General features: G+C 39.9%; 20 protein-coding genes. 4 read left to right on the top strand and 16 right to left on the bottom strand.

From position 1 onward, the window contains the following. Positions 1-8: 8 nt before the first annotated feature. Together ACMFNG_RS03910 and ACMFNG_RS03905 are read left to right on the top strand one after the other, a co-directional pair. On the top strand, positions 9-917 hold the full coding sequence (locus ACMFNG_RS03910) for a radical SAM protein (RefSeq protein WP_011011300.1): 909 nt from the start codon (positions 9-11) through the stop codon (positions 915-917). A 65-nt stretch (positions 918-982) separates the two neighbouring features. Next, positions 983-1810 carry a 7-cyano-7-deazaguanine synthase gene (locus tag ACMFNG_RS03905; RefSeq protein WP_011011299.1) on the top strand — a complete coding sequence of 276 codons (828 nt, stop codon included), beginning with the start codon at positions 983-985 and terminating at the stop codon, positions 1808-1810. Here the strand turns inward: ACMFNG_RS03905 and ACMFNG_RS03900 are convergent. From ACMFNG_RS03900 to ACMFNG_RS03840, 13 genes are all read right to left on the bottom strand, one after another. After that, positions 1785-2999, bottom strand: coding sequence for an alanyl-tRNA editing protein (locus ACMFNG_RS03900; protein WP_011011298.1), 1215 nt, complete (start codon positions 2997-2999; stop codon positions 1785-1787). The genes ACMFNG_RS03905 and ACMFNG_RS03900 overlap by 26 nt on opposite strands. 30 nt (positions 3000-3029) lie before the next feature. Beyond that, the gene (locus ACMFNG_RS03895; RefSeq protein WP_011011297.1) at positions 3030-3674 is read right to left on the bottom strand and encodes a V-type ATP synthase subunit D; all 645 of its coding nucleotides are present in this window, start codon (positions 3672-3674) and stop codon (positions 3030-3032) included. 30 nt (positions 3675-3704) lie between these two features. After that, positions 3705-5093 (bottom strand): ATP synthase subunit B, encoded by a 1389-nt coding sequence (locus ACMFNG_RS03890; protein WP_011011296.1) that lies wholly within the window; start codon positions 5091-5093, stop codon positions 3705-3707. 5 nt (positions 5094-5098) lie between these two features. Then, positions 5099-8140, bottom strand: coding sequence for a V-type ATP synthase subunit A (locus ACMFNG_RS03885; RefSeq protein WP_011011295.1), 3042 nt, complete (start codon positions 8138-8140; stop codon positions 5099-5101). Between the two features lie 6 nt (positions 8141-8146). Beyond that, complete coding sequence (locus tag ACMFNG_RS03880; protein ID WP_011011294.1) at positions 8147-8458, bottom strand: V-type ATP synthase subunit F; 312 nt, start codon at positions 8456-8458, stop codon at positions 8147-8149. Further along, the gene (locus tag ACMFNG_RS03875; RefSeq protein ID WP_011011293.1) at positions 8455-9567 is read right to left on the bottom strand and encodes a V-type ATP synthase subunit C; all 1113 of its coding nucleotides are present in this window, start codon (positions 9565-9567) and stop codon (positions 8455-8457) included. Before ACMFNG_RS03875 ends, ACMFNG_RS03880 begins: the two co-directional genes overlap by 4 nt. A 6-nt stretch (positions 9568-9573) precedes the next feature. Next, entirely contained in the window at positions 9574-10170 is a 597-nt protein-coding gene (locus tag ACMFNG_RS03870) for a V-type ATP synthase subunit E (RefSeq protein ID WP_014835453.1), read from the bottom strand. A gap of 34 nt (positions 10171-10204) precedes the next feature. After that, the gene (locus ACMFNG_RS03865; RefSeq protein ID WP_011011291.1) at positions 10205-10684 is read right to left on the bottom strand and encodes a V-type ATP synthase subunit K; all 480 of its coding nucleotides are present in this window, start codon (positions 10682-10684) and stop codon (positions 10205-10207) included. A 1-nt stretch (position 10685) separates the two neighbouring features. Further along, positions 10686-12677, bottom strand: coding sequence for a V-type ATP synthase subunit I (locus tag ACMFNG_RS03860; protein ID WP_011011290.1), 1992 nt, complete (start codon positions 12675-12677; stop codon positions 10686-10688). A 1-nt stretch (position 12678) separates the two neighbouring features. Then, positions 12679-12990 carry a V-type ATP synthase subunit H gene (locus ACMFNG_RS03855; RefSeq protein WP_014835454.1) on the bottom strand — a complete coding sequence of 104 codons (312 nt, stop codon included), beginning with the start codon at positions 12988-12990 and terminating at the stop codon, positions 12679-12681. Between the two features lie 92 nt (positions 12991-13082). After that, positions 13083-13775: a potassium channel family protein gene (locus ACMFNG_RS03850; protein WP_011011288.1), complete on the bottom strand. Its 693-nt coding sequence runs from the start codon at positions 13773-13775 to the stop codon at positions 13083-13085. Positions 13776-13780: 5 nt separating this feature from the next. Further along, on the bottom strand, positions 13781-15298 hold the full coding sequence (locus ACMFNG_RS03845; protein ID WP_011011287.1) for a preprotein translocase subunit SecD: 1518 nt from the start codon (positions 15296-15298) through the stop codon (positions 13781-13783). Then, positions 15295-16134, bottom strand: coding sequence for a protein translocase subunit SecF (locus ACMFNG_RS03840; RefSeq protein ID WP_237718498.1), 840 nt, complete (start codon positions 16132-16134; stop codon positions 15295-15297). Before ACMFNG_RS03840 ends, ACMFNG_RS03845 begins: the two co-directional genes overlap by 4 nt. A 150-nt stretch (positions 16135-16284) precedes the next feature. Here ACMFNG_RS03840 and ACMFNG_RS03835 point away from each other — a divergent pair, with 150 nt between their 5' ends. Both ACMFNG_RS03835 and ACMFNG_RS03830 read left to right on the top strand, forming a co-directional pair. After that, on the top strand, positions 16285-17259 hold the full coding sequence (locus ACMFNG_RS03835; RefSeq protein ID WP_011011285.1) for a bifunctional N(6)-L-threonylcarbamoyladenine synthase/serine/threonine protein kinase: 975 nt from the start codon (positions 16285-16287) through the stop codon (positions 17257-17259). Next, the gene (locus tag ACMFNG_RS03830) at positions 17253-17981 is read left to right on the top strand and encodes a DUF835 domain-containing protein (RefSeq protein ID WP_430515216.1); all 729 of its coding nucleotides are present in this window, start codon (positions 17253-17255) and stop codon (positions 17979-17981) included. The genes ACMFNG_RS03835 and ACMFNG_RS03830 overlap by 7 nt, the downstream gene beginning before the upstream one ends. Here the strand turns inward: ACMFNG_RS03830 and ACMFNG_RS03825 are convergent. Genes ACMFNG_RS03825 through ACMFNG_RS03815 form a run of 3 tightly spaced genes read right to left on the bottom strand, consistent with a single transcriptional unit; the run spans position 17978 to position 20633 of the window. Continuing rightward, entirely contained in the window at positions 17978-18976 is a 999-nt protein-coding gene (locus tag ACMFNG_RS03825; protein WP_011011283.1) for a lysylphosphatidylglycerol synthase transmembrane domain-containing protein, read from the bottom strand. The genes ACMFNG_RS03830 and ACMFNG_RS03825 overlap by 4 nt on opposite strands. After that, entirely contained in the window at positions 18973-20133 is a 1161-nt protein-coding gene (locus ACMFNG_RS03820; protein WP_011011282.1) for an RsmB/NOP family class I SAM-dependent RNA methyltransferase, read from the bottom strand. The genes ACMFNG_RS03825 and ACMFNG_RS03820 overlap by 4 nt, the downstream gene beginning before the upstream one ends. After that, on the bottom strand, positions 20130-20633 hold the full coding sequence (locus ACMFNG_RS03815; RefSeq protein WP_011011281.1) for a DUF3201 domain-containing protein: 504 nt from the start codon (positions 20631-20633) through the stop codon (positions 20130-20132). Before ACMFNG_RS03815 ends, ACMFNG_RS03820 begins: the two co-directional genes overlap by 4 nt. Between the last annotated feature and the right edge of the window lie 33 nt (positions 20634-20666).

Below are 20666 nucleotides of genomic sequence, written 5' to 3'. Positions count from 1 at the left end.
GATGAAAAATGAAAAAATATACCTGGGAAGAGTTCGCAAAGTTAATGGGAATTGAACCCCAAAAGCTTGAAAATAAAGAGGCAAGAGTCTTAAAAAAGTTCGTGGAAGAGATAACCTGGCCTACTCACTGCAACTACTGTGAAGGATTAGACTTAAGTAATCCAAATCCAGTTCACCATCCAAGCTACGAGCTGACACCAGCATGTAATCACGACTGCATATTCTGCTACTCTAATGTGGCTGTAAAGCTTGGAAGAGCCCCCTCCCCTGGGTATTATGGTTGGGAGAATCCAAAGGCTATAACAGTTTCCCAGTATGGAGAACCCTTGCTAAGTCCCAGAATAATCGAGGTCAACAGGATTCTTAGAGAAAGATTTCCAGAAGCCAGACTTGACCTTCAAACAAACGGCTCGTTACTAACGAGAGAACTTTGGGAAAAGCTCGATTTTGATTTGGTAATGATAAGCCTAAATGCAGCAGATAAGGAGAAGCACAAAAGAATAGCAAACGCAGACACATTTGAACAAGTTGTAAATGCTCTAAAAATAGTTGGAGAAGATGATAGTGTTCGTTCAGTTGTCAGAACAATATTTATGCCAGGAATTAACGATGAAGATATTCCAAAAATAGCAGAGCTTGCTGCCTCCCTGGGGATAGATGAAATGCATCTTCAACCCTTGACAATTCACGAACTAAACGTGGAAAGACTGAAGAAGGCAGGATTAGATTTTGAAAGAGCTGAAAGCATAAGAGAACTGTTAAAAGCTGCGATGGAAGCAAAGAAATACATAGATGTAAGGATAAGTGGATGTATATTAGTTCAGCTTAAGCAAATGGATCCAATAACTCTCTACAGCGTTAGGAGGGTAGCCAGAGAAGTTGCACCTCTGGTAAAGAGAAGTAAGCTGGATATTTAAATTTCGGTGGATCATTACCCAGCACCTAAAAGTATTAAAAGAAAACTTGTAAAAAGCCAACCACCATGGTATTGAAGTGCTCACTCTGTATAAATGACGAGAGAATAACGAAAATTCTAACAGTGAACGGAAGGCCAATATGTAAAGAGTGCAAGGCATTTCTAGAGCACCCTCCAGATAAAATAAAAATAAGAAAAGAGCTGGAAGAGCTATTATCCCAGGTTGATAAGGCAATAGTAGCTTATTCTGGGGGTAAAGACAGCACAGTAGCCCTATATTTAGCAAAAGAAGAATATGACATAGATGTTGAGGCTGTAATGGTAGATCATGGTTTTATGGCTCCTCAGGCCATTGAAAACGCAAAGAAAGTTTCTGAATACCTTAATGTGCCCTTAACTATAATAAGAGAGGATTATTCAGAAATTTTTAAGGATGCTCTGTTAAAGGCCAAATCCCCCTGCCGGAAGTGTTCCAGAAGAACTATGGAGGCCTTAAGAAAGTATGCTCTAGAGAAAGGGTACAAATACATTATAAGTGGACATGAGTTGCCCTTTGGTCATCACCCCTATAGACTAATGAGTGGAGGAATAATTCAGATAAGACTTCTATCGCTAATGAGTGAAAAAGAGAGAATGGAAATCCTCAAGAAGCTGCCCTTTAAGCTACCAGAACTCCCAGGATACACAAGTAACTGCCTTATTCTAGGCCCTGCTCTTGAAAGATACTGGGAAAAGCATGGATACTCATTTGAGCATAGAAGAATAGCGGCTCTAGTGCGTTACGGACTATTGGACAGAGAAAAAGCTCTGAAAAAAGTAGAAAAACCAAAGGTTCCAGAGTGGCAATGGGAATTAGTTGAGAAAAAGCTTAATCTAATTGTAAGGTCTCTTTAACCTTTTCTAAGGCAACACTCAAAATAGTCTCAGGTTTAGCATCTACTTTACCCCTAGCCAAATTATCGGTTCCCCCTCCTTTTCCTCCAAGTTCACTTGCAACTTTTCTGAACAATTCCCTCATTGAGACTGGAACATTTTCATTCCTAGCAAAGACCACATATTTTTCGCTTGCTAACAGTAGTATCGTTTTCGGATTTCTCTTCACAAAATCCACCGCAAATGCTTGGGCATCTTTCATGTCCCAAGATTCAACATAAGTAACTACAAGATAATCCCCAATTTTAGTAGCCTTTTCTATGAGCGCTTTGCCTTTCCATTCCCAAATCTCTCTTCTTAACTCTTCTATCTTTTCTTCAAGGGAGTTAGTTGTGTCCAATAATTCCTTAACCCGCTTAACCAGGGGAGGATTTTTATTTGACATTAGCTCCAAAGAATTCAAGTAATCTTGCAGAATTATATTAATCTCCCTTATAGCCCTAAATCCACATGTGAACTCTATCCTCCAAAGATCTCTCGATTTCTTGTAGAACCTGAGAACTTTTATTATACCAACTTCCTTAGTTGATCTAACGTGAGTTCCTCCACATGGTGTTATGTCAACATCACCAATCTTAACAATCCTAATTTTTCCTTTTACCTTAGCCACACTTTTTCTAAGCTCTGAAGCCAATTCCTCAGGAAGTTCGTGATATTCCTCAATTATTACTGGCAAATCACTAATGATAATCTTATTTGCCTCTAACTCGGCTCTTTCAATTATGTCCCAAGTAATCTCCCCATTTACTTCAATTTTAGCATATTCACCGAAGATTGTAAAACCAGTTGTATCTAAATTATACATTTTCTTCAAAACAGCAGAAAGAATGTGCTGGCCTGTATGAATTTGCATATTTCCATATCTCCAGTCCCAATCCAGCTCAAGCTCAACACTATCCCCTTTATTAGGAGTTTTTCCAATTAGCTTTCCAATGTGAAATATTCTTCCCTCTTTTTCGATAGTATTTTCTACTATTATTTCAAAACCCTCGCCTTTGATAACTCCTTTATCCCCAGGTTGTCCGCCCCCTTCTGGATAAAATATAGTCCTGTCCAACTCGACTTTAACGTTATCTCCCTCAAATTTTAAATCAACTATTTTAGCGGTTGCCTTCTTTAGATAGGGATCAATATAGTATAACCTCTCCATAAGACTTCACCCAAACCCGAAATAAAAAAATTACATTGATTCTCTAGCCTCAAGCAATGCCTTAATTCTCTTGAGCCTGAAGAAGTTTTCTCTCTCCATTTCATCCAAATGCTGCTCAATGAACTTTATTGTATTTTTCATCCTGGGAATTATTATGTACTCTAAAGCATTGACTCTTCTCTTGGTTTTCTCAATTTCTTTACCTAATCTTTTCAAAGATTCTTCAACTTCAGCAAGTCTTATTGCCAACTCTAAAACCTCTTCAAATTTTTCAGCTGCAACATCTACTGCAGAAGACGTTGATATGAAAGCATACCCTCTCTCACTTGGCTTTCTCTTTAGTTCAGGAACTTCAATCAGTGGGACCCTAACCCCCATAATATTTCTACTTCTAACTTCTATCTCCTTGTTCGGGTTGACTCCGATGGCAATTTCCTTAAGCCTTACACTTCCCACTTCTACCTGAGCCAATCTCAAAGCCTCAAAAGCCTCCCCAATTTTCTTTATTAGCTCTCTTCTCATGCTTAAAGCTTCATCGTAAATGGTGAAGAATTCCATTATTAGAGCATCTTGCTTTTCTTTTAGAAGCTTATGGCCCCTTTCAGCTAACTTAACTCTTCTTTTGAGCTTAAGTAGCTCCATTCTTGTTGGCTTAACTTTCAGGATCTCTGGCATTATAGATCACCCTCTGCTAAAATTGTAAAGTTAGGAAGAGCGACCCCTATACTTTGGATGATACTTCATGATCATTTCCTTCTTTACCCTCTTGAGTTCTGTCTCTGGCAGTATTGCCAAGAGCTCCCATCCCAGGTCGAGAGTTTCCTCTATACTTCTATCTTCATCGTATCCCTGGGCTACGAATTCTCTTTCAAAGCGATCCGCAAATTCAAGATACTTCTTATCTGTCTCACTGAGAGCTTCTTCACCCACTACTGCAACTAAATCTCTGAGGCTTCTTCCCTCAGCGTACGCAGCATAAAGCTGCTGGGCTAGTTGTGGGTGATCTTCTCTTGTTCTTCCCTTTCCGATACCGTCCTTCATCAATCTTGAGAGGGATGGCAGAACGTCAATTGGTGGGTAAATTCCTCTCCTGTGGAGATCTCTGCTGAGAACTATCTGTCCCTCAGTAATATATCCAGTCAAATCTGGGATTGGGTGGGTTATATCGTCATCAGGCATAGTGAGAATCGGCATCTGGGTTATGCTTCCCTTCTTTCCTCTAACCCTACCAGCCCTCTCGTAAATTGTAGCTAGGTCAGTATACATGTAACCTGGATATCCTCTTCTTCCTGGGACTTCTTCTCTAGCAGCTGAAATTTCTCTCAAAGCCTCACAGTAGTTGGTCATGTCAGTTAGAATTACCAGCACGTGCATGTCATAGTCAAAGGCTAAGTATTCAGCAACGGTCAAGGCCATTCTGGGAGTAATTATTCTCTCTATTGCAGGGTCATCAGCTAAGTTCAGGAAGAGGACAGCTCTCTCAATTGCTCCGGTTTCTTCAAAGCTCTTCTTGAAGAAGTTGGCTTCCTCATAGGTTATACCCATTGCAGCGAACACTACTGCGAAGCTCTCCTCCTCACCAAGAACTTTTGCCTGTCTTGCAATTTGAGCGGCCAGCTTGTTGTGGGGCAAACCTGAACCACTAAATATTGGAAGCTTCTGTCCTCTAACGAGAGTGTTCATACCATCTATTGCAGAAATACCTGTCTGTATGAAATCCCTCGGATAAGCTCTAGCAACTGGATTAAGGGGTGCACCGTGAACATCCCTTCTATCTTCAGGAATTATTTCTGGACCGCCATCAATTGGCTTTCCGATACCGTTGAATATTCTTCCAAGCATGTCCATGCTAACGGGAACTTTGAGGGTTTCTCCAGTAAAGCGGACACGTGTGGTTTTTATGTCAAGATCCCTCGTTCCCTCAAAGACCTGGACTATTGCTAAGTTCTCTCTAGCATCCAACACTTGCCCTTTTCTCTTTTCTCCCCACTCAGTCTCTATCTCAACTACTTCACCGTAAGCTACTCCCTTGACTCCTTCTACAATCATTAGAGGACCATAAATCCTGCTAATTGTTGAGTACTCCTTAGCCATTTCCATCACGCCCCGTACTTCTTCAGGAGCTCATCAAATTGCTCATTGGTCTTATCGATAAGAGCTCTTATCTTCTCTATATCTGGCTCAAACTTCATTCTTCCAATTTCTTCTCTCACTGGAAGCTTTGCAATCTCCTCTAAAGGCACTCCCCTAGAGATTGCATCCATCGTCCTCTCATAGAAGGTCATCAATACCCTCATCATTGTTACTTGCTTTTGTGGTGGACAGTAAGTATCTACTTCATCGAAAGCATCTTGCTGGAGGTAGTCTTCTCTTAACATTCTTGCAACTAACAGAATAGCTCTCTCCCTCTCTGGAAGGGCATCGGGACCAACAATTCTAACTATTTCCTGCAACTCTGCCTCCTTCTGTAGCAACTCCATAGCCTTGTCTCTCATCCTTCTCCACTCGGGATCAACATTCTTATGCCACCAGTCTTGAACGGCATCAACATAAAGTGAATAACTTGTTAGCCAGTTGATTGCAGGGAAGTGCCTTCTTCTAGCCAGATCAGCATCCAAGGCCCAGAACACCTTTACAACTCTCAAAGTATTCTGAACTACTGGCTCTGAGAAGTCTCCACCTGGCGGAGAAACTGCACCTATAACACTAACACTTCCCACCCTATAGTCACTTCCTAGAGTCACCACTCTCCCAGCTCTCTCATAGAATTCTGCAAGTCTTGAGGCTAGGTAAGCTGGATATCCTTCTTCACCGGGCATCTCTTCAAGTCTTCCAGAAATCTCTCTCAACGCTTCAGCCCATCTCGAAGTTGAATCTGCCATCAACGCAACGTCATATCCCATGTCTCTAAAGTATTCCGCTATTGTTATTCCCGTGTAAATTGAAGCCTCTCTAGCAGCCACAGGCATGTTGGATGTGTTTGCAATAAGAACAGTTCTCTCCATAAGTGGCTTCCCCGTGTTTGGATCTTTAAGCTTTGGAAATTCTTCCAAAACATCAGTCATCTCATTACCTCTCTCCCCACATCCAATGTAAACTACAACCTGAGCATCACTCCATTTTGCCAATTGATGCTGGGTCACTGTGTTGTGAAGGAGTGTTGGCATGTTACCTCCAACGAAGTTGTGAGTTTCTGTTGTTATGTCATACACTTCCTGGGGCTCGGAGATGTAGTTCACTTCAACAACTTCATCAAAGAGGATGTGCTGAAGATGGTTCTCTGCTATCTCCTCGAGACCCACTACTTTAGCAAACTTCCTAAAGGTCTCATATGACATGTTCTCTCCACTTAAGTAGTTGTGGATTTCAATTCCTTCCTTCTTTAGTTCACTATAAGGCCTTCCTAATGCCTCGTATATACTCTCAACGTCAACTGGAACTACATCTATGCTTGTGTAGCCTCTTGCCTCCCTTTTAACTCCTAACTTTTCAAGGTTAGCCTTTCCACTTATGACAACCCTATAGTATTCCCTGCCATTTATAGTCTTCCTCCTAATTGTTGCATATATTCCAAGCTTTGCAAGTAGATATGTAAGCCCGTAAGCTCCTTCTTCAGATGCCGTTACTATTTCGATTTCTCCCTTTTCTTTATTGTAGTAACCATCGCAAGCAATATAGGCATTTATGAAAGCCTTAACTACACTTGGAGGTGAAAGTAACAACTCTTTAGGAACTTTCCATGTTCTAGCCTTCTTGTTTCCTGGAATCCCTAACTTTTTGAGAAAGTCAACTAAATACTTACTGTGGATGAGTAGTGCCTTAACAGTTCTCTCTTGAACTATTTTTCCACTAACTCCAAAGAGTTTCATGGCCAAGAAGTTTGCTCTTTTAAGTAAGGATTCATCATTGTTGTATATTGCGACAGTTCTTGGCTTTAATGTACCATCTCCTATTACGTATCCAAGGAATTCTGCAAGTTCTTCATTAAGAACCTCTGGAACTTTTATTTTGGTTACACTCGAGGTATCTAGTTTGACGTATTCACCGCCATCTATCTTCTTTACAACTGCTATTCTATCTCCTGGCTTTATATGCATGGCCATTACTTCCTCAAGAACAAGGCCATCTTTTGTTACCCTACCTGTAAACAGCTTGTGAATTGGAGTAACCTTTATTTTTCTCCCAGTTCTTGTTTTGATCTCAATCATTCCAGAAGAAGCTCCCTTGTAGACATGGGTGGCTTTTATCTCTACTATCTTACCGTTTTTATAACCATAGACAGTGATTGGTTCTTCCAGTTCTGTCCATTCTTCATTTCCTTCGACGGTTTTTCTTCCCTTTCCATCAAGCTTTTCATAGAGATCTTTAATTTTGATTAAGCCAAACTCCTTTGTGAGAATTAAAGTATCCCCGTCAACACATTTACCACTTCCGAAGGGTCCAGGAATTGCCGCAGTTCCACCTTTAGCCTGTGGGAAGAATGTATCGATAACCCTCTGCCCCGTAACGAGAGGAACTTCAGGAGGAAGCTTTTCCTTGTAAGGCCTCTTAACTCTAACAGGCCACCTCTGATACATCTTGAGTTCCTTTATTTCCCCACTAGGTGTTTTAACCTTTGCAATCACTTCTTCTATTGTATACTCTCCCTCATCCGCGATCTCTACGATCTCCCCTTCAATTCCTGGGGGTACCATTATCTTGTGAACAATTATGCTAGTTTCAGGAACTTCTCCTATTATATCCCCGCCAACAACCTTATCTCCCACTTTAACTTTGGGAGTAAAGTGCCACTTCTTGTCCCTTGGAAGGGCTGGAGCACTAATACCTCTAGCTATGAAGTGACCACTCTTCTCCCTCAACACTTCCAAGGGCCTCTGAATTCCATCATAAATTGAGGTTAATAACCCAGGACCGAGCTCAACGCTAAGTGATGATCCCGTACCCTCCACTGGTTCGCCAGGCTTTAATCCTGCAGTCTCTTCATAAACTTGAATTACTGCTTTATCACCTTCGAGTCTTATGATCTCTCCTATAAGCCCCAATTCTCCAACCCTAACTACCTCATACATCTTAGCTCCTTTCATGCCATCGGCTATAACTAATGGTCCTGTAACTCTAATTATTCTTCCTTTTGCAGGCATTTTTATTCACCTCTTTAATTCCACTCCTATTGCTCTTCTTACAACATCTCTTAGGATATCCTCCCCATAGATTGAGCCAAACTTATCTGGGATTTGAAGGATAATAGGAAATTTAACTTCGGGAAGGGAACCAATTCTTTGAGCCAGTCTTTCCGTTATGAGGATAATTCCTACATCATCTCTTTCCAAAAGCTCCCTAAGTTTGTTCCTAGCCCTCTCAACAGATTCCAAAGATTCATCATATTCATAGGCTTCGTGAACTCCTGCCAATCTGAACCCTACCACAGTGTCGGAATCTCCCATTACAACTATTTTCATGTAACTTCACCCACTATCTCCTTAATTCTTTCTGGCCTAACTCTGTCTGCAATCAACCTAACTATTGCTTTCAGCTTTCTAATTTCGTTTTCCTTTTGAAGCATGTATGATAATGCCACGGCGACGCTTAGTGGATAAAACTGTGACTGTTCCTTCATTCTTTGTTGGATATATCTCCTAAGTTGCTTTTCGACAGTACTTATATCTCCCTTTTCAACGGCCTCTCTAGAGTTCTTAACGACCTCCGCATACTTTGTCTTTTCTAGTTCGGTTAGGGCCATTAGAGGATCTTCAGCGCTTATCATTGCTTCCAATACATTTCTACTAATTGACCCTCCTGGGATTAACATGATCTTCAACTTTTCGGCGTTTATTCCTGAGGCCTTTGCCCTTAATATTAGAGATATGTTCTTTGAGTCTATTAGGGAAGATACAAACTCAGAAAGTATTACTTTTTCCTCTCCTTTTCTTGAGTTAACATAATTTAGGAGCTTTTGGTAATGCAGGGAATACATTAGATGCTCAAACTCAGGCAGGTTAATTTCCTTTAAAATAAGTTTTCTTACAGGTTCTTCATACTCTGTGCCCTCTAGGATAACCAATATTTCCTCCATGGTCTTTGCTTCTACCATCGCCTTTACTTTATTTAGAATTTTTCCAACGGGAATAACAAAATCTTGAGCTGGTAGACCAGTTATTTTAGCCTTAACTACATTTACAATATTCCTAACATCCCACTCTTCGAGCATAACTTCAAAGAACCCTCTAACTCTCTTTGGCATTATTTTTTGAAACAGAAGAATAGTATCTACAAAGCTTAAATCGAGAGCTTTTTCAATTTCTTCAACAGAGTATGATTTTAATTCACTTAATCTTTTTCCATAATCCGAGTCTTCAAGATTGACAACAAAATTTTCTAACTCCTTACTTTCCGCTAACTCAAGAAGTCTTTGATCTGAGAGTAATCTTGCTTCCATAGCTCTAATTCTTGCATTTGGGTAAGAGTATGGGGTATACTTCCATATCAAGCTTCCTGTTTTGTAGGCTACCCATGCAAATACAGCAACCAATGTTGTATCTAGAATCATTGTTATTGTTGAAATCTCCATTTTAGATCACCCAAAGAGTATTTCAGCAATTTTAGATCTCAATTCACTTTCAAGTCTAGCCATTCTTGCTTCAAAAGTGTTATCGACTCTCATATTTCCGTCTTTTGTCTCTACAATAACCCCTCCAATTGTTTGAATTGGACTTCCGATTTCGATGCTAACATCTCCGAGTTCCCTTCTTATCTCTTCTATCCTTGACGATATCAAAGCTAGAGTCTTTTCATTTGAATGCACGCGAATTTCCTTGACGTCAAGCTCTTTTATTGCTTCTTTAAGAAGTGCTAGAACTGTCTCTAAATATTCATCCTCGCTTAGGTTTGAAAGCCTCGAGGTTACCTCTTTAAGAACCCTTGATATATACTCTTCCTGCAGTGAGAGCTTTTTTCTTCTCACTTCCAGTCTTGCTGTAGCTATAATTCTCTGCTTTTCAAGTTCAGCCTGAGTTTTAGCCTTTCTTAATATCCATTCAGCTCTACTTTCTCCTCTTTTTCTGGCCTCTTCTTTGATTTTTTCTGCTTCTTTTCTCGCTTCATCAAGAATATATTTTATCTTCTGCTCAGCTTCCCTGTTTATTTCTTGAATTATGACCTGTGCCCCATTCATTTTTCTTTCCTCCAAGGTTAAATAAATAGAGAGATCAGAGGCTCATTATTAGGAGTATTGCCCCTACAAGACCAAAGATAGCCATTGTCTCTGCCATTGCAGCAAATATCAAGTTCTGAGTGAATGTCTTTGGATTCTTACTTACAGCTCCAATACCAGAGCTAGCTATAATTCCCTGGGGTATTGCAGACAATCCAGTTAGGCCAACCAACAATCCAGCTCCAAAGAGGATAGCACTCTTTATCAGATTCTCAGTTGTTGGTTCTGCAAACTTAAAGCCCCCTCCTCCTATAACCCCTGCAGTCATTCCAATTAGGAACAATGTTATCAATCCATATATACTCTGAGTCATTGGCAGACCTTCTAGGATTAGGGCGTTTCTGAAGTTCCTTTCATCTTCAGCCACTGCTCCTGCTGCAGCTGCTCCTGCAATTCCAACTCCAAATGAAGAGGCAGCTCCTGCAATTCCTGCTCCAAGTGCCATTCCTAAAGCAACATAAACTATAGGATCCATTTCATTCACCTCCAGGCTTTTCTATCTTCAACTCAGAAATTTCTCTTCTAGCAGCAAAGGGTTCAAACCTACGGCCTTCACCTGAGTAAAATGTTCCAAAAAACTCAACATAGTGCAAACGGAGAGCGTGAACAAATGCCCCAAGAGCGTTTATCGCAGTGGAGAATATGTGTCCTCCAATAAAGACTATTGCTCCAACAATAATTCCCAGGGGAACAGGCCCTATCTTGAATCCCCATATCATTTGAACCATTATGTTTATCACAAGAGCTATTCCAGCAGTTGCTAATGCCAGGGCCATTAATCTTGCGTAGCTCAGCCAATTCCCCACAAATCCGAAGAAATCTGAAATCACTAAAAGTAAGGCCATAAGTCCGTTGTTTTTGAATTCGCCTATTATGAATAGTACTGCTCCCGCACCAAAGACTGACATCCATGCTAATTTTGGTAAATCAATTCTCGAAGATATGGCGAACAGAGTAACGCCGAGGATTATTAGTATCCAAGATAACTGGTCAAGGATTGCGCCAACTTTGTCTCCATTTTTCCACTTCACGATAAATCCAAGGACATAACCTGTGAATAAATGCCCAAGTCCTATTGCCAAAGCTATGATTAGGACTGTCAATGCCTCCTCCATAGCATCCATTATCCTGGGAACTTTGAATCCCGCCATATCAAGAGCATTGCCAAAGTAGCTTCCAAAAAGGGCACCTAAGAGCATTGTGAAGACCGAAGACCACAACATTATCTTAGCAAACTTCCAAGTTCCATCCTTCATTTTTGAATGTCCCTTTACTAACAATGCCGAAACTATTCCCAGGAGCAAACCATACATAAAGTCAGTGAGCATGAACCCAAAGAAAAACGAGTACGTAAATGCCAATATTGGGGTAGGATCAAGTTCGTTATATTTAGGAACACCATACATCTCGGTTAACATTTCAAACTGGCTTATGAATTCGGGATTCTTTAGCTTGACAGGAACTTCCTCTATCTCATTAGGCTCGGGTTCTCTAATGTTAATGTAGACTTTTCCCCCCGTTAGATTCTTTATTCCTTCAACAACCTCTTCAACATTCTTCTTTGGGAGCCATCCTACTAAGGCGACTGTAAGTTCAGTTCTTGCTAGATAACTCAAATAGTTGGCCTTATCCCTCTCATTATCCATAAGTTCCTTGTAGAAGACTAAGTCTTCGTAGTATTTTTCTGCAAACTCTCTTCCCTTTTTCCTTATCTCTTCCAATTTTTTCATTTCTTCCTTAAGAAGCTCATTATATTTTGGAATTAACTCTCTAGGATGCCCTCTCTCCCTGGGAATTTCAACCTTTTCAAACCCATATTTGGCTAAAATTGAAGTAAGCTTACCCTGGAACTCTTTCAGGGTAACAACAACCAATAGAGAAATTGTCCCAAGATCTCTTCTCAGGATAAAAACTTTGTCACCAAGCTCATTTTTTAACTCGCCAATAAGCTTTTCAACTCTCTCCCTCTCAATTTTACCAACTTCAATAGCCAAGAAACTTCCAGGAATTAGATATTCAATCTCGATGTTCAATGAAGAGAGTAACTCAAGGGTGTTAATAATTTCCCTAATATTGGCAATTCTATTATTAATCGCTGTTAGCTGAGTTTCAACTTCTCTAATTTTAGGCTCAACTTCACTAAGAAATTTCTCCACATCCTTTACTAGATCTTCTATCCCTCTATAGGTATACACTCTCTTTTCTCTCTCTTTTGGAAAAATAAACTCCTTAATACTGGTTTTTCTGGGAGGAAGAAATCCTTTCAGGGTATCTACTAACCTTCCCATTGTAATGCTGTAAGATGTGGCCTTCCTATAATACTCGTTTGGAGCATCGTGTTGGATATCCTCTATTGGAACTTCTTCAAGCTGAACGACTCCCCTTTCATGGAGATAAGTCATTATAATATCTCTATATCTCGCTAAAGAAATTAGCTCAATCTTAACCATCTCTTCTGGTTTGAACATACTACACCCCTCTTATTATTCTCAAACATTCAGAAACAGCCGTTTCAAACTTTTCCTCAGCTTTTACCTTTAATTCTTCAATTTCTTTTTCTCCTTCCTCTCTGATTTTCTTAGCTTCTTGTTCTCCTTCAGCCTTTTTTGATTCAATTATCCTCTTTCCCTCTTCTTCAGCTTTTTTCAGAATTTCTTCCTCAAGCTTTTTTGCTTCTTCCCTAGCATTTTGGATAATTTTTTTAGCCTCAACTTTTGCTGCTTCAATTCTCTCTTCAGCGAGTCTTTCTGCCTTAACGATCTCCCTAAGTATTTCCTCCATGATCATCATCCCCATTTTATGATGATGAAAAAGCCAAAAGTTGTTGCTGAATACGATTTATAAACATTGAGGATAAAAATTTGAATAAAAGTTCACTCTTCAGACTCTTCAACCTTTTCTTCCATTATCTTTTTAATCTCTTTTAAGGCAGAATCCTTTGCAAAAACGACAACAGTCCCTCTCTTTGGTAGGATTGTTTCTCCTGAAGGAATTATTAAGTTTCCTTTCTCATCGTAAATTGCTATGATAAGGGAATCCCGTGGAAGGTTGAGATCCTTTACTGCCTTTCCTGCCACCTTGCTGTTTTCATCTATGTGGAATTGAATTATTTCTGCACCTTCTCTTGGCAATAGAACCCTATCAAATCCTGGGGTTATAACTACTCTAAAGATGTAATTTGCAGCAATATCCTCGGGAGATACAACTACATCAAAGTATTTTTTGAGGTCTTTAACTTCCTCAAATATCTTCTTCTTCCTGGGATCAGTTATCCTGAGTATCGTCATTATTCTTGGATTCAGATGTTTTGCCAAGATACAAGCCAAAATATTTGCATCATCTTTTCCCGTTAAAGCTACAAAGGCATCTGCATTTCTAACGTTTGCTGACTCCAAGATGTTTTGATCGGTTGCATCGCCCTCAATTACAAGCCCCGAAACAATGTCAGAAACTGCTCGAGCCCTATCTTTGTTCATTTCTATTATAGCAACGTCATGACCAGAGTTTTCTAGCATTTTAGCAACCAGAGTTCCAATTCTACCTGCCCCCATGATTATTACATACATTTATTTCACCTCCTTTCTCCAATTAAGACTTTTGCAATCTCTCCATAAGCAGGCCTCGTAATGAATATTCCAACTAAAACACCAAGAATTGTTGTAAAGGCAAATCCTCTAAGTCCACCAACGAAGAACTTAAAGAGAAAGCTCATGGCAACTATAGTTGTTGTAGCTGAAGCTAGGATTATGAAGAACGCTCTACCCATCCTTCTCAACACTCCACTCCTCTTTACTCTTCTTCTGCTTTCTTCCTCTCCTAAAAGTTCATCCGTTATGACAATTTGCTGATCAACTCCAGTTCCTATTGCCGCAATAATTCCCGCAATGCTTGGCAAATCCAAGTTCCAACGAATGAGTGCTGCAATACCCAAGATAATCAACACTTCACTAAAGCTCGTGAACATTACGGGGATGGCTATCTTAATTTTTCTGTAATGTAAGAAGACTATTAACCCAACAACAAGCAACGCTGCAATTCCCGCAACTAGAACTTGCCTCTTGAAATTCTCTCCCAATTTTGGAGAGATGTAGTCAATTCTCTCTATTGAGAGCTTTACAGGAAGTGATCCGCTCCTCAAAACTACAGAAACTACTTGAGCATCTTGTCTAGCTTGAATGTCAGTTTTAGGTGCTGTGATTGATATCATGACTTCAGTACTTGGATTCCCAGTAGCTAATCCCTCTGAAACTCTGTAAGGTCCATATAAGCCAAGAGATCTTTTAATGAAATCATAAACGTCTTCATCACTTCTCATACTTCTTGTTTCAACTTCAAAGCCCATCTCTTTAAGAGCTTTTGAGAGATTTCCATCCACATCAAGCAATATTATTCTCTCACTCCCCTTAGCAATCTCAGCAATCTCTTCTGGGGTAACATTAGCATAGGGCACAACCTTAATGCCAAAGGCTTTCTCTATTCTTTCGACAAGTGTCATATCTCCTTCCAACATGAATGTTTTAGAGAGCATTGCCTCGTACACTCTATTAGAAACAACTAAAGTTGAGTTCACAGGAGGATCTAGGAACATATCCACTGGATATCCCGCTTTTCCTAAGGCAAGTTGGGCAAACTTTTCTGCAGCTTCCTTTGAGAGTCTAAATGGAACTACCCAAGCACTGTGCTGAGGATCATAGCTAACGCTTCCAACATTCAAAATGTCTTTTCCTGTTGCAAAAATAATACCCTGAAATTCAGCATAGAAAACTCCCTGTCTTTCAATAGTCTTTATTAGTTGATCAGCTTCTTCTTCCGTTACATTAGCCACCTTAACAATTACAAACTGATCTCCCCAAGGTTCAACAACTATATTCTTAACACCAAGCGTATTTAACCTCTGCTCCAATGCAATTTTAACTTGCTCCATTGTTTGAGAATCCACAGGTTTTTCGAGCTTTACAGTTATGGATATTCCTCCACTAATGTCTAAACCAAAAGTTAAACCTCTCGTAGCTAGGGCTGTTATTGAGATCAAGAGGAAGAATATGAGAACAATGACCCTAAAATTAAGTAAAATTCTCCTCCACTTCATTCCTTACCCTCCCTCTTAGCTATGTATAAACGCAAAACTCCTGCATTTAAAATCCAAGTGTTCATAAAGTCAGCAAGCAATCCAAATATGAGAACTGAAGCTATATCATCAATTACCTGAGCTGTTGAGAATATCCACAGCGATGCCAAAGCTCCCAGGGTTGTAGTGCTCATCGTAAAGCCTGTTTTTAGGGAGGAGTAATAAGCCTCCTCTACGGTAAACTCCTTCCTCCTGAGTAGTCTTGTCGTTAGCAATATATTACTATCAACCGAATAACCAATTAACATTAATAAAGCAGCTATAGTAGCTTGACTGAGCTCTATTCCAAAAATGTTCATTAAAGCTATGGCTATAATCATATCAGAGAAGGCAGAGAATACAACAGTCATAGATGGGACGGGAACTCTAAAGAACAGGAAAACAACAATAGCCATCCCTATGAAAGCATAAACTATAGCCTTTATTCCCTGCTCCCTCACTATTTCTCCAAAAGTAGGCCCAATAACTACAGTCTGAGGCTCCACATCGGGAAACATTTCTTTCAAAGCTTCTCTGACTAAATTGACATCATCCCCCGCAGATACATAAACCCTAACCCCGCTCCCACCAACACCACTAAATTTTTCTACTGTAACATCAATTCCTGTTTTTTCTTTGATACTTTTCGCTATTTCGTCAGGACTAACGTTTACCCCTTGGAGGGTTATTACCGACCCTCCTCTTAGCTCTATTCCCTCTTTGACAAAGCTACCTGTCATTACATAGTTTGCAATGATAATGATTATGGCAATTCCAAAAACAATTAATGGGTATATTATCATCTTCTTTGGATCCATCTCCACAAGAAGTTTTAACTTCTCTTTTATCACATTGTCCACCTCTGGCACTCACATTTTACATTTTCCATTAAATGTATTTTGGTCACTTATCAGCAAACTCACAAAAGTATTTAAATACTATAGAGGCCCTATAAATTCGCGAGAAAAATGATAGCTCTAGGGATCGAGGGGACAGCTCATACGCTTGGGATAGGGATAGTTACGGAAAACAAAGTACTTGCAAATGTATTTGACACTCTAAAAACAGAAAAAGGTGGAATACACCCAAAAGAAGCTGCTGAGCATCACGCCAAGTTGCTCAAACCCCTATTGAGAAAAGCATTGGAAGAAGCAGGAGTTAGTATGGAAGACATAGATGTAATAGCGTTTTCCCAGGGGCCAGGATTGGGGCCTGCATTAAGGGTTGTCGCAACGGCTGCAAGAGCATTGGCAATAAAGTATAACAAACCCATAGTGGGAGTTAACCATTGTATTGCACATGTCGAAATAACCAAAATGTTCGGGGTCAAAGATCCAGTGGGGTTATATGTTAGCGGTGGGAACACTCAAGTTTTGGCATTAGAAGGGGGGAGATACAGGGTTTTTGGCGAAACACTTGATATAGGAATAGGAAACGCACTTGACGTATTTGCCAGAGAACTGGGATTAGGATTCCCAGGAGGACCAAAGATAGAAAAACTTGCCCTTAAAGGAGAGAAGTACATAGAGCTCCCCTACGCTGTTAAGGGAATGGACTTAAGCTTTTCTGGCCTTCTGACTGAGGCTATCAGGAAGTATAAAAGCGGAAAGTATAGGGTGGAAGATTTAGCATACTCTTTCCAAGAAACAGCATTTGCAGCTTTGGTTGAAGTCACAGAAAGAGCATTGGCACACACAGAAAAAGAGGAGGTTGTATTAGTAGGGGGAGTTGCAGCAAACAATAGGTTAAGAGAAATGTTGAGAATTATGGCAGAAGACAGGGGAGTTAAGTTCTTCGTTCCTCCCTATGATCTCTGCAGGGACAATGGAGCAATGATAGCTTATACAGGACTTAGGATGTACAAGGCTGGAATTAAGTTTAAGTTGGAGGAGACCATAGTTAAACAAAAGTTTAGAACGGACGAGGTCGAGGTAGTATGGTAGACATTATTAGCCTTGCATATAGGATACTAATGTTCTTGTTCTTTGTTGCCACGACTTCTTTTATAGTTATAAAGCTCCCCAAAGCACCAAAAGAGTTCAAAAAGTATATGGAAATGAGCTTATTGCTTTTCGGAATAATAACTATTGGAAGATTAATTGATATTATAGCCCTATTTCACGAAATTCCCTACTATACAGAGATTCACATGATCACACATGGTGGGGGAGCGGGTGGATTAGTAGTTCTTTACATTATCTTTCTGCATCTCTTAGAAAAATTTTCATTTCCAGAGGTTTCTTTTGATATTAAACGTGGCAAAGCATACCTCGTCAAGAATTTTGAAGAAATTAAGGGGATTATAGATGCAATTCATCCATCTAGCATACTCGCGATAGCCAGAGAGATTGAGAAATATAAGGACATAACCACCCACATAGTTTGGGTGACAAATGTCCCTGAGAAAGGGGTAAATCCCACTGCTCTACATGTTCTTCTCGACCTATCAATTAGATTTGCAAATGAACATGAAAACGCCCTTATCATTCTAGATTGCCTGGAATTCCTAGTGTTATACAATGGGTTTGAATTAACATTTAAGTTCCTCCTCTCTCTTAAAGACAACTTACTCATTAGAGGAGCTACGTTGATTATAGTGGTAAAGCCAGAAACATTTAACGAACAACAGCTCACACTTTTAAAGAGAGAATTTCAAACCCTCTAAACTCTTTCTTTAATTAGAAGAATTCCTCCAATGAGGGTGGGAAACCAAAACGAAATCAACCTATCCAAAAGAATTGCAGATACTGCAACACTTTTTTCAATCCCAACTACTAGGAAAAGGGCAGACTGAACAACCTCGCTAACTCCAATTCCCCCTGGGACTATACTAATCATGGCCATGGCCATTGAAGCCATTTTTACCAATAAAACCTTAACTAAGGAAACTCTCCACCCTATGCTTAAAAACACAAAATAAGTCCTAAGGATATCCAAACTCCAAAGCAGAAAGCTCCAAAGTAAGGGAATTATAACATCCTTTCGCTTATTGGCGATTCCTAATAATGTTTCCTTAAATTCCCGTATAGCAGATCTAACTTTTGCTTCCACAATTTCCCCATCCCCAAGTTTTTTTGGGAAAATTCTCTTGAAAATCCCCACAATTTTCATTATAATAACCAGCGCATATCTTTCTTTTAGGGAAAATATAAGAGTTATAGCGAGTATTAACATGATAAGAAGGGAGGAAAAGGCTAATACAGCAACTAAGATATTTTCCCTAAGTTTTAGAGCATAGAGAAGAGCAACAACCATGAAAGCCATTACTGGAATGACATCCAAAATTCTATCGGCCATTACTGTAGCTAAAACCCTAGGATAACTCTCATTCTTTCCCATACCTCTAGTTATATAAAAGGCCTTCACGGGTTCTCCTCCAGTCCTAGCTCCAGGGGTTAAGTTGTTGACAAATATTCCAACAAAAATACCGCCAAGAATTCGAATGAACGGAACTTTAATATTCGCCTTCTCCAAAAAAATTCTCCACCTCACGGCCCAAACAAGAACGGAAAGGCAATACATCAAGAAGGCAATTCCCAGGTAATTAAGATCAGCAGAAAAGAGCAATGTTAGAGTTTCTCTAATTCCTGCCCACCAAAGAAGAACTCCCAATAATCCAATCCCCGCTACCACAGTTACATATCTCTTCTTTATCTTCATATTTCTCTCACCTTTCTTAACTTTGCAATAAAGAACCCCTGAGTTAGATGTTTGTGTGGGTAGAATCTCTGAACCTCATCAATTCCTATTCCAGGAGAACCAATAAAGAGGCTCTGCTCTTCAAGCTTCATACCTTTTTTGAGCATAAACTTTACATTTCCTTCATTTTCCTCATAACTTAAAGTGCAAGTGGAATAAACTAATATCCCACCTTTTCTTAGACTTTTTATTGCAGCCCAGATAAATGCCCTTTGATATCTTGCAGTGGCCTCAATATCCTTTGGTGTTCTCAATTCCCAAAGCTTTGGCCTTACACCCAAAGCAGTACACGGAGCATCCAAAAGTATCTTATCTGCCTTAATTCCGAGCTCTGGAAGGTTTCGAGCATCCATCTGAATTAATTTTACGTTTTTTACTCCTAATCTTTTGAGATTTTCTTCCATCTTCTTTAATCTGTTCTTTGATTTGTCTATGGCTATTATCTCCCCCCTATTTTGAAGAAGCTGAGCTATATGAGATGTTTTACCCCCAGGAGCAGCGGCCATGTCTATTATAATTTCCTCTTCCTTAGGCTCTAAGACTCTAGAAGTCACCATTGATGGCAAACTCTGAGGATAGAAATAACCCTTCTCAAAAGATTTTAGCTCACTTAAGCTAGGCAGCTTAAATTTTGGGAGAGTTACTTCAACTGCTAACCCTCTAGTAGCTTCTATCATTTCCCTGTAGTCCATTTTCGCTATTCCAATTCCAACTAAAAGTCCTCTTGGGTCTCTAATTTGAACCATATCCCCTTCTTTTATTCCTTTCTCAGCCTTGAGAACGCCTGGAGCATAAAGCATGGCTCCTTGATAAACGCTCTCTGCTGCATACTTATTGGCAACCACTGTTGGCAGATTTGGATTGTAGTCGTCAGGAAAGTTCGGCCCCTCCCTTACAAAATACAAAGCTTCTTGAAGGTAGGGGCTCCTTCTTGGACGTAAGCCCTCCTTTCTTAGTTCTTCAATGAGCTTTTCCCGACTAATCTTTAGGGTATTAACCCTAATGTAGTAGTGTTCAACCGGCTCTCTAAGCCTTTTCATAATCTCTTCTGCTTCCTCCCCGAAAAGTTTCCGATAATATTCCTGAAGCTCTGGAGGAAATGCTTCTAAATAGCTCATAGCAAGTTGTACCTCCTTGCCAGCTCAATAAACCTCTTTATTTCTCTTTTAACTTCCTCCTTGTCGAAACCAAGATCAACCTCAAAGTTTATCATCTCCTCATCACTGTTTACTATCCTATCCCAAACTTCATCCCCTGATATGGGATGTTCAAAATTGTAGAAATCTTCCAGAAAGTTTTCAGCTCCATAAATGAAGAGTTTTTCGAAAGCTCTTATGACATCTTCTATGAACTCCTTTGATAGCTCTTCTTTTGGGAACGCAAAGACAAAGTAAAATCCTTGAGGAGTGGCCCCCACCTCCCCTCCAGGTTTAACGGCAAATGCTGGGTGAGGATATTTCATCTCCTCCCACTTTCCATCTATGTACAGGTAAGCATTAAAAACCTCGCTAACCTCCTCTACTGTAAACCCTTTTAACTCCTCTTTTAGCTCCTCTCTAAGCTCAAAAATGTCTCCCCAAATTCTATTTAACAATTCATGAACTTCCTTCAACATCATTACTAAAACCCCTCCCCTAGCTTAAAACTTTTT

This window comes from Pyrococcus woesei (assembly GCF_050496105.1).
GTDB lineage: Archaea > Methanobacteriota_B > Thermococci > Thermococcales > Thermococcaceae > Pyrococcus > Pyrococcus furiosus.
The sequence above is the reverse complement of the archived record's forward strand: the minus strand, read 5'-3'. Positions and strand labels throughout refer to the sequence as shown.

Bases quoted from the DNA above. Each gene is read 5' to 3' on its own strand.
- ACMFNG_RS03820 (WP_011011282.1), bottom strand. From the start codon at position 20,133: ATGAGCTATTTAGAAGCATTTCCTCCAGAGCTTCAGGAATATTATCGG.
- ACMFNG_RS03870 (WP_014835453.1), bottom strand. From the start codon at position 10,170: ATGAATGGGGCACAGGTCATAATTCAAGAAATAAACAGGGAAGCTGAG.
- ACMFNG_RS03900 (WP_011011298.1), bottom strand. From the start codon at position 2,999: ATGGAGAGGTTATACTATATTGATCCCTATCTAAAGAAGGCAACCGCT.
- ACMFNG_RS03860 (WP_011011290.1), bottom strand. From the start codon at position 12,677: ATGTTCAAACCAGAAGAGATGGTTAAGATTGAGCTAATTTCTTTAGCG.
- ACMFNG_RS03865 (WP_011011291.1), bottom strand. From the start codon at position 10,684: ATGGATCCTATAGTTTATGTTGCTTTAGGAATGGCACTTGGAGCAGGA.
- ACMFNG_RS03850 (WP_011011288.1), bottom strand. From the start codon at position 13,775: ATGTATGTAATAATCATGGGGGCAGGTAGAATTGGAACTCTGGTTGCT.
- ACMFNG_RS03905 (WP_011011299.1), top strand. From the start codon at position 983: ATGGTATTGAAGTGCTCACTCTGTATAAATGACGAGAGAATAACGAAA.
- ACMFNG_RS03895 (WP_011011297.1), bottom strand. From the start codon at position 3,674: ATGCCAGAGATCCTGAAAGTTAAGCCAACAAGAATGGAGCTACTTAAG.
- ACMFNG_RS03875 (WP_011011293.1), bottom strand. From the start codon at position 9,567: ATGGAGATTTCAACAATAACAATGATTCTAGATACAACATTGGTTGCT.
- ACMFNG_RS03890 (WP_011011296.1), bottom strand. From the start codon at position 5,093: ATGGCTAAGGAGTACTCAACAATTAGCAGGATTTATGGTCCTCTAATG.
- ACMFNG_RS03885 (WP_011011295.1), bottom strand. From the start codon at position 8,140: ATGCCTGCAAAAGGAAGAATAATTAGAGTTACAGGACCATTAGTTATA.
- ACMFNG_RS03815 (WP_011011281.1), bottom strand. From the start codon at position 20,633: ATGATGTTGAAGGAAGTTCATGAATTGTTAAATAGAATTTGGGGAGAC.
- ACMFNG_RS03855 (WP_014835454.1), bottom strand. From the start codon at position 12,990: ATGGAGGAAATACTTAGGGAGATCGTTAAGGCAGAAAGACTCGCTGAA.
- ACMFNG_RS03835 (WP_011011285.1), top strand. From the start codon at position 16,285: ATGATAGCTCTAGGGATCGAGGGGACAGCTCATACGCTTGGGATAGGG.
- ACMFNG_RS03910 (WP_011011300.1), top strand. From the start codon at position 9: ATGAAAAAATATACCTGGGAAGAGTTCGCAAAGTTAATGGGAATTGAA.
- ACMFNG_RS03840 (WP_237718498.1), bottom strand. From the start codon at position 16,134: ATGGATCCAAAGAAGATGATAATATACCCATTAATTGTTTTTGGAATT.
- ACMFNG_RS03830 (WP_430515216.1), top strand. From the start codon at position 17,253: ATGGTAGACATTATTAGCCTTGCATATAGGATACTAATGTTCTTGTTC.
- ACMFNG_RS03845 (WP_011011287.1), bottom strand. From the start codon at position 15,298: ATGAAGTGGAGGAGAATTTTACTTAATTTTAGGGTCATTGTTCTCATA.
- ACMFNG_RS03825 (WP_011011283.1), bottom strand. From the start codon at position 18,976: ATGAAGATAAAGAAGAGATATGTAACTGTGGTAGCGGGGATTGGATTA.
- ACMFNG_RS03880 (WP_011011294.1), bottom strand. From the start codon at position 8,458: ATGAAAATAGTTGTAATGGGAGATTCCGACACTGTGGTAGGGTTCAGA.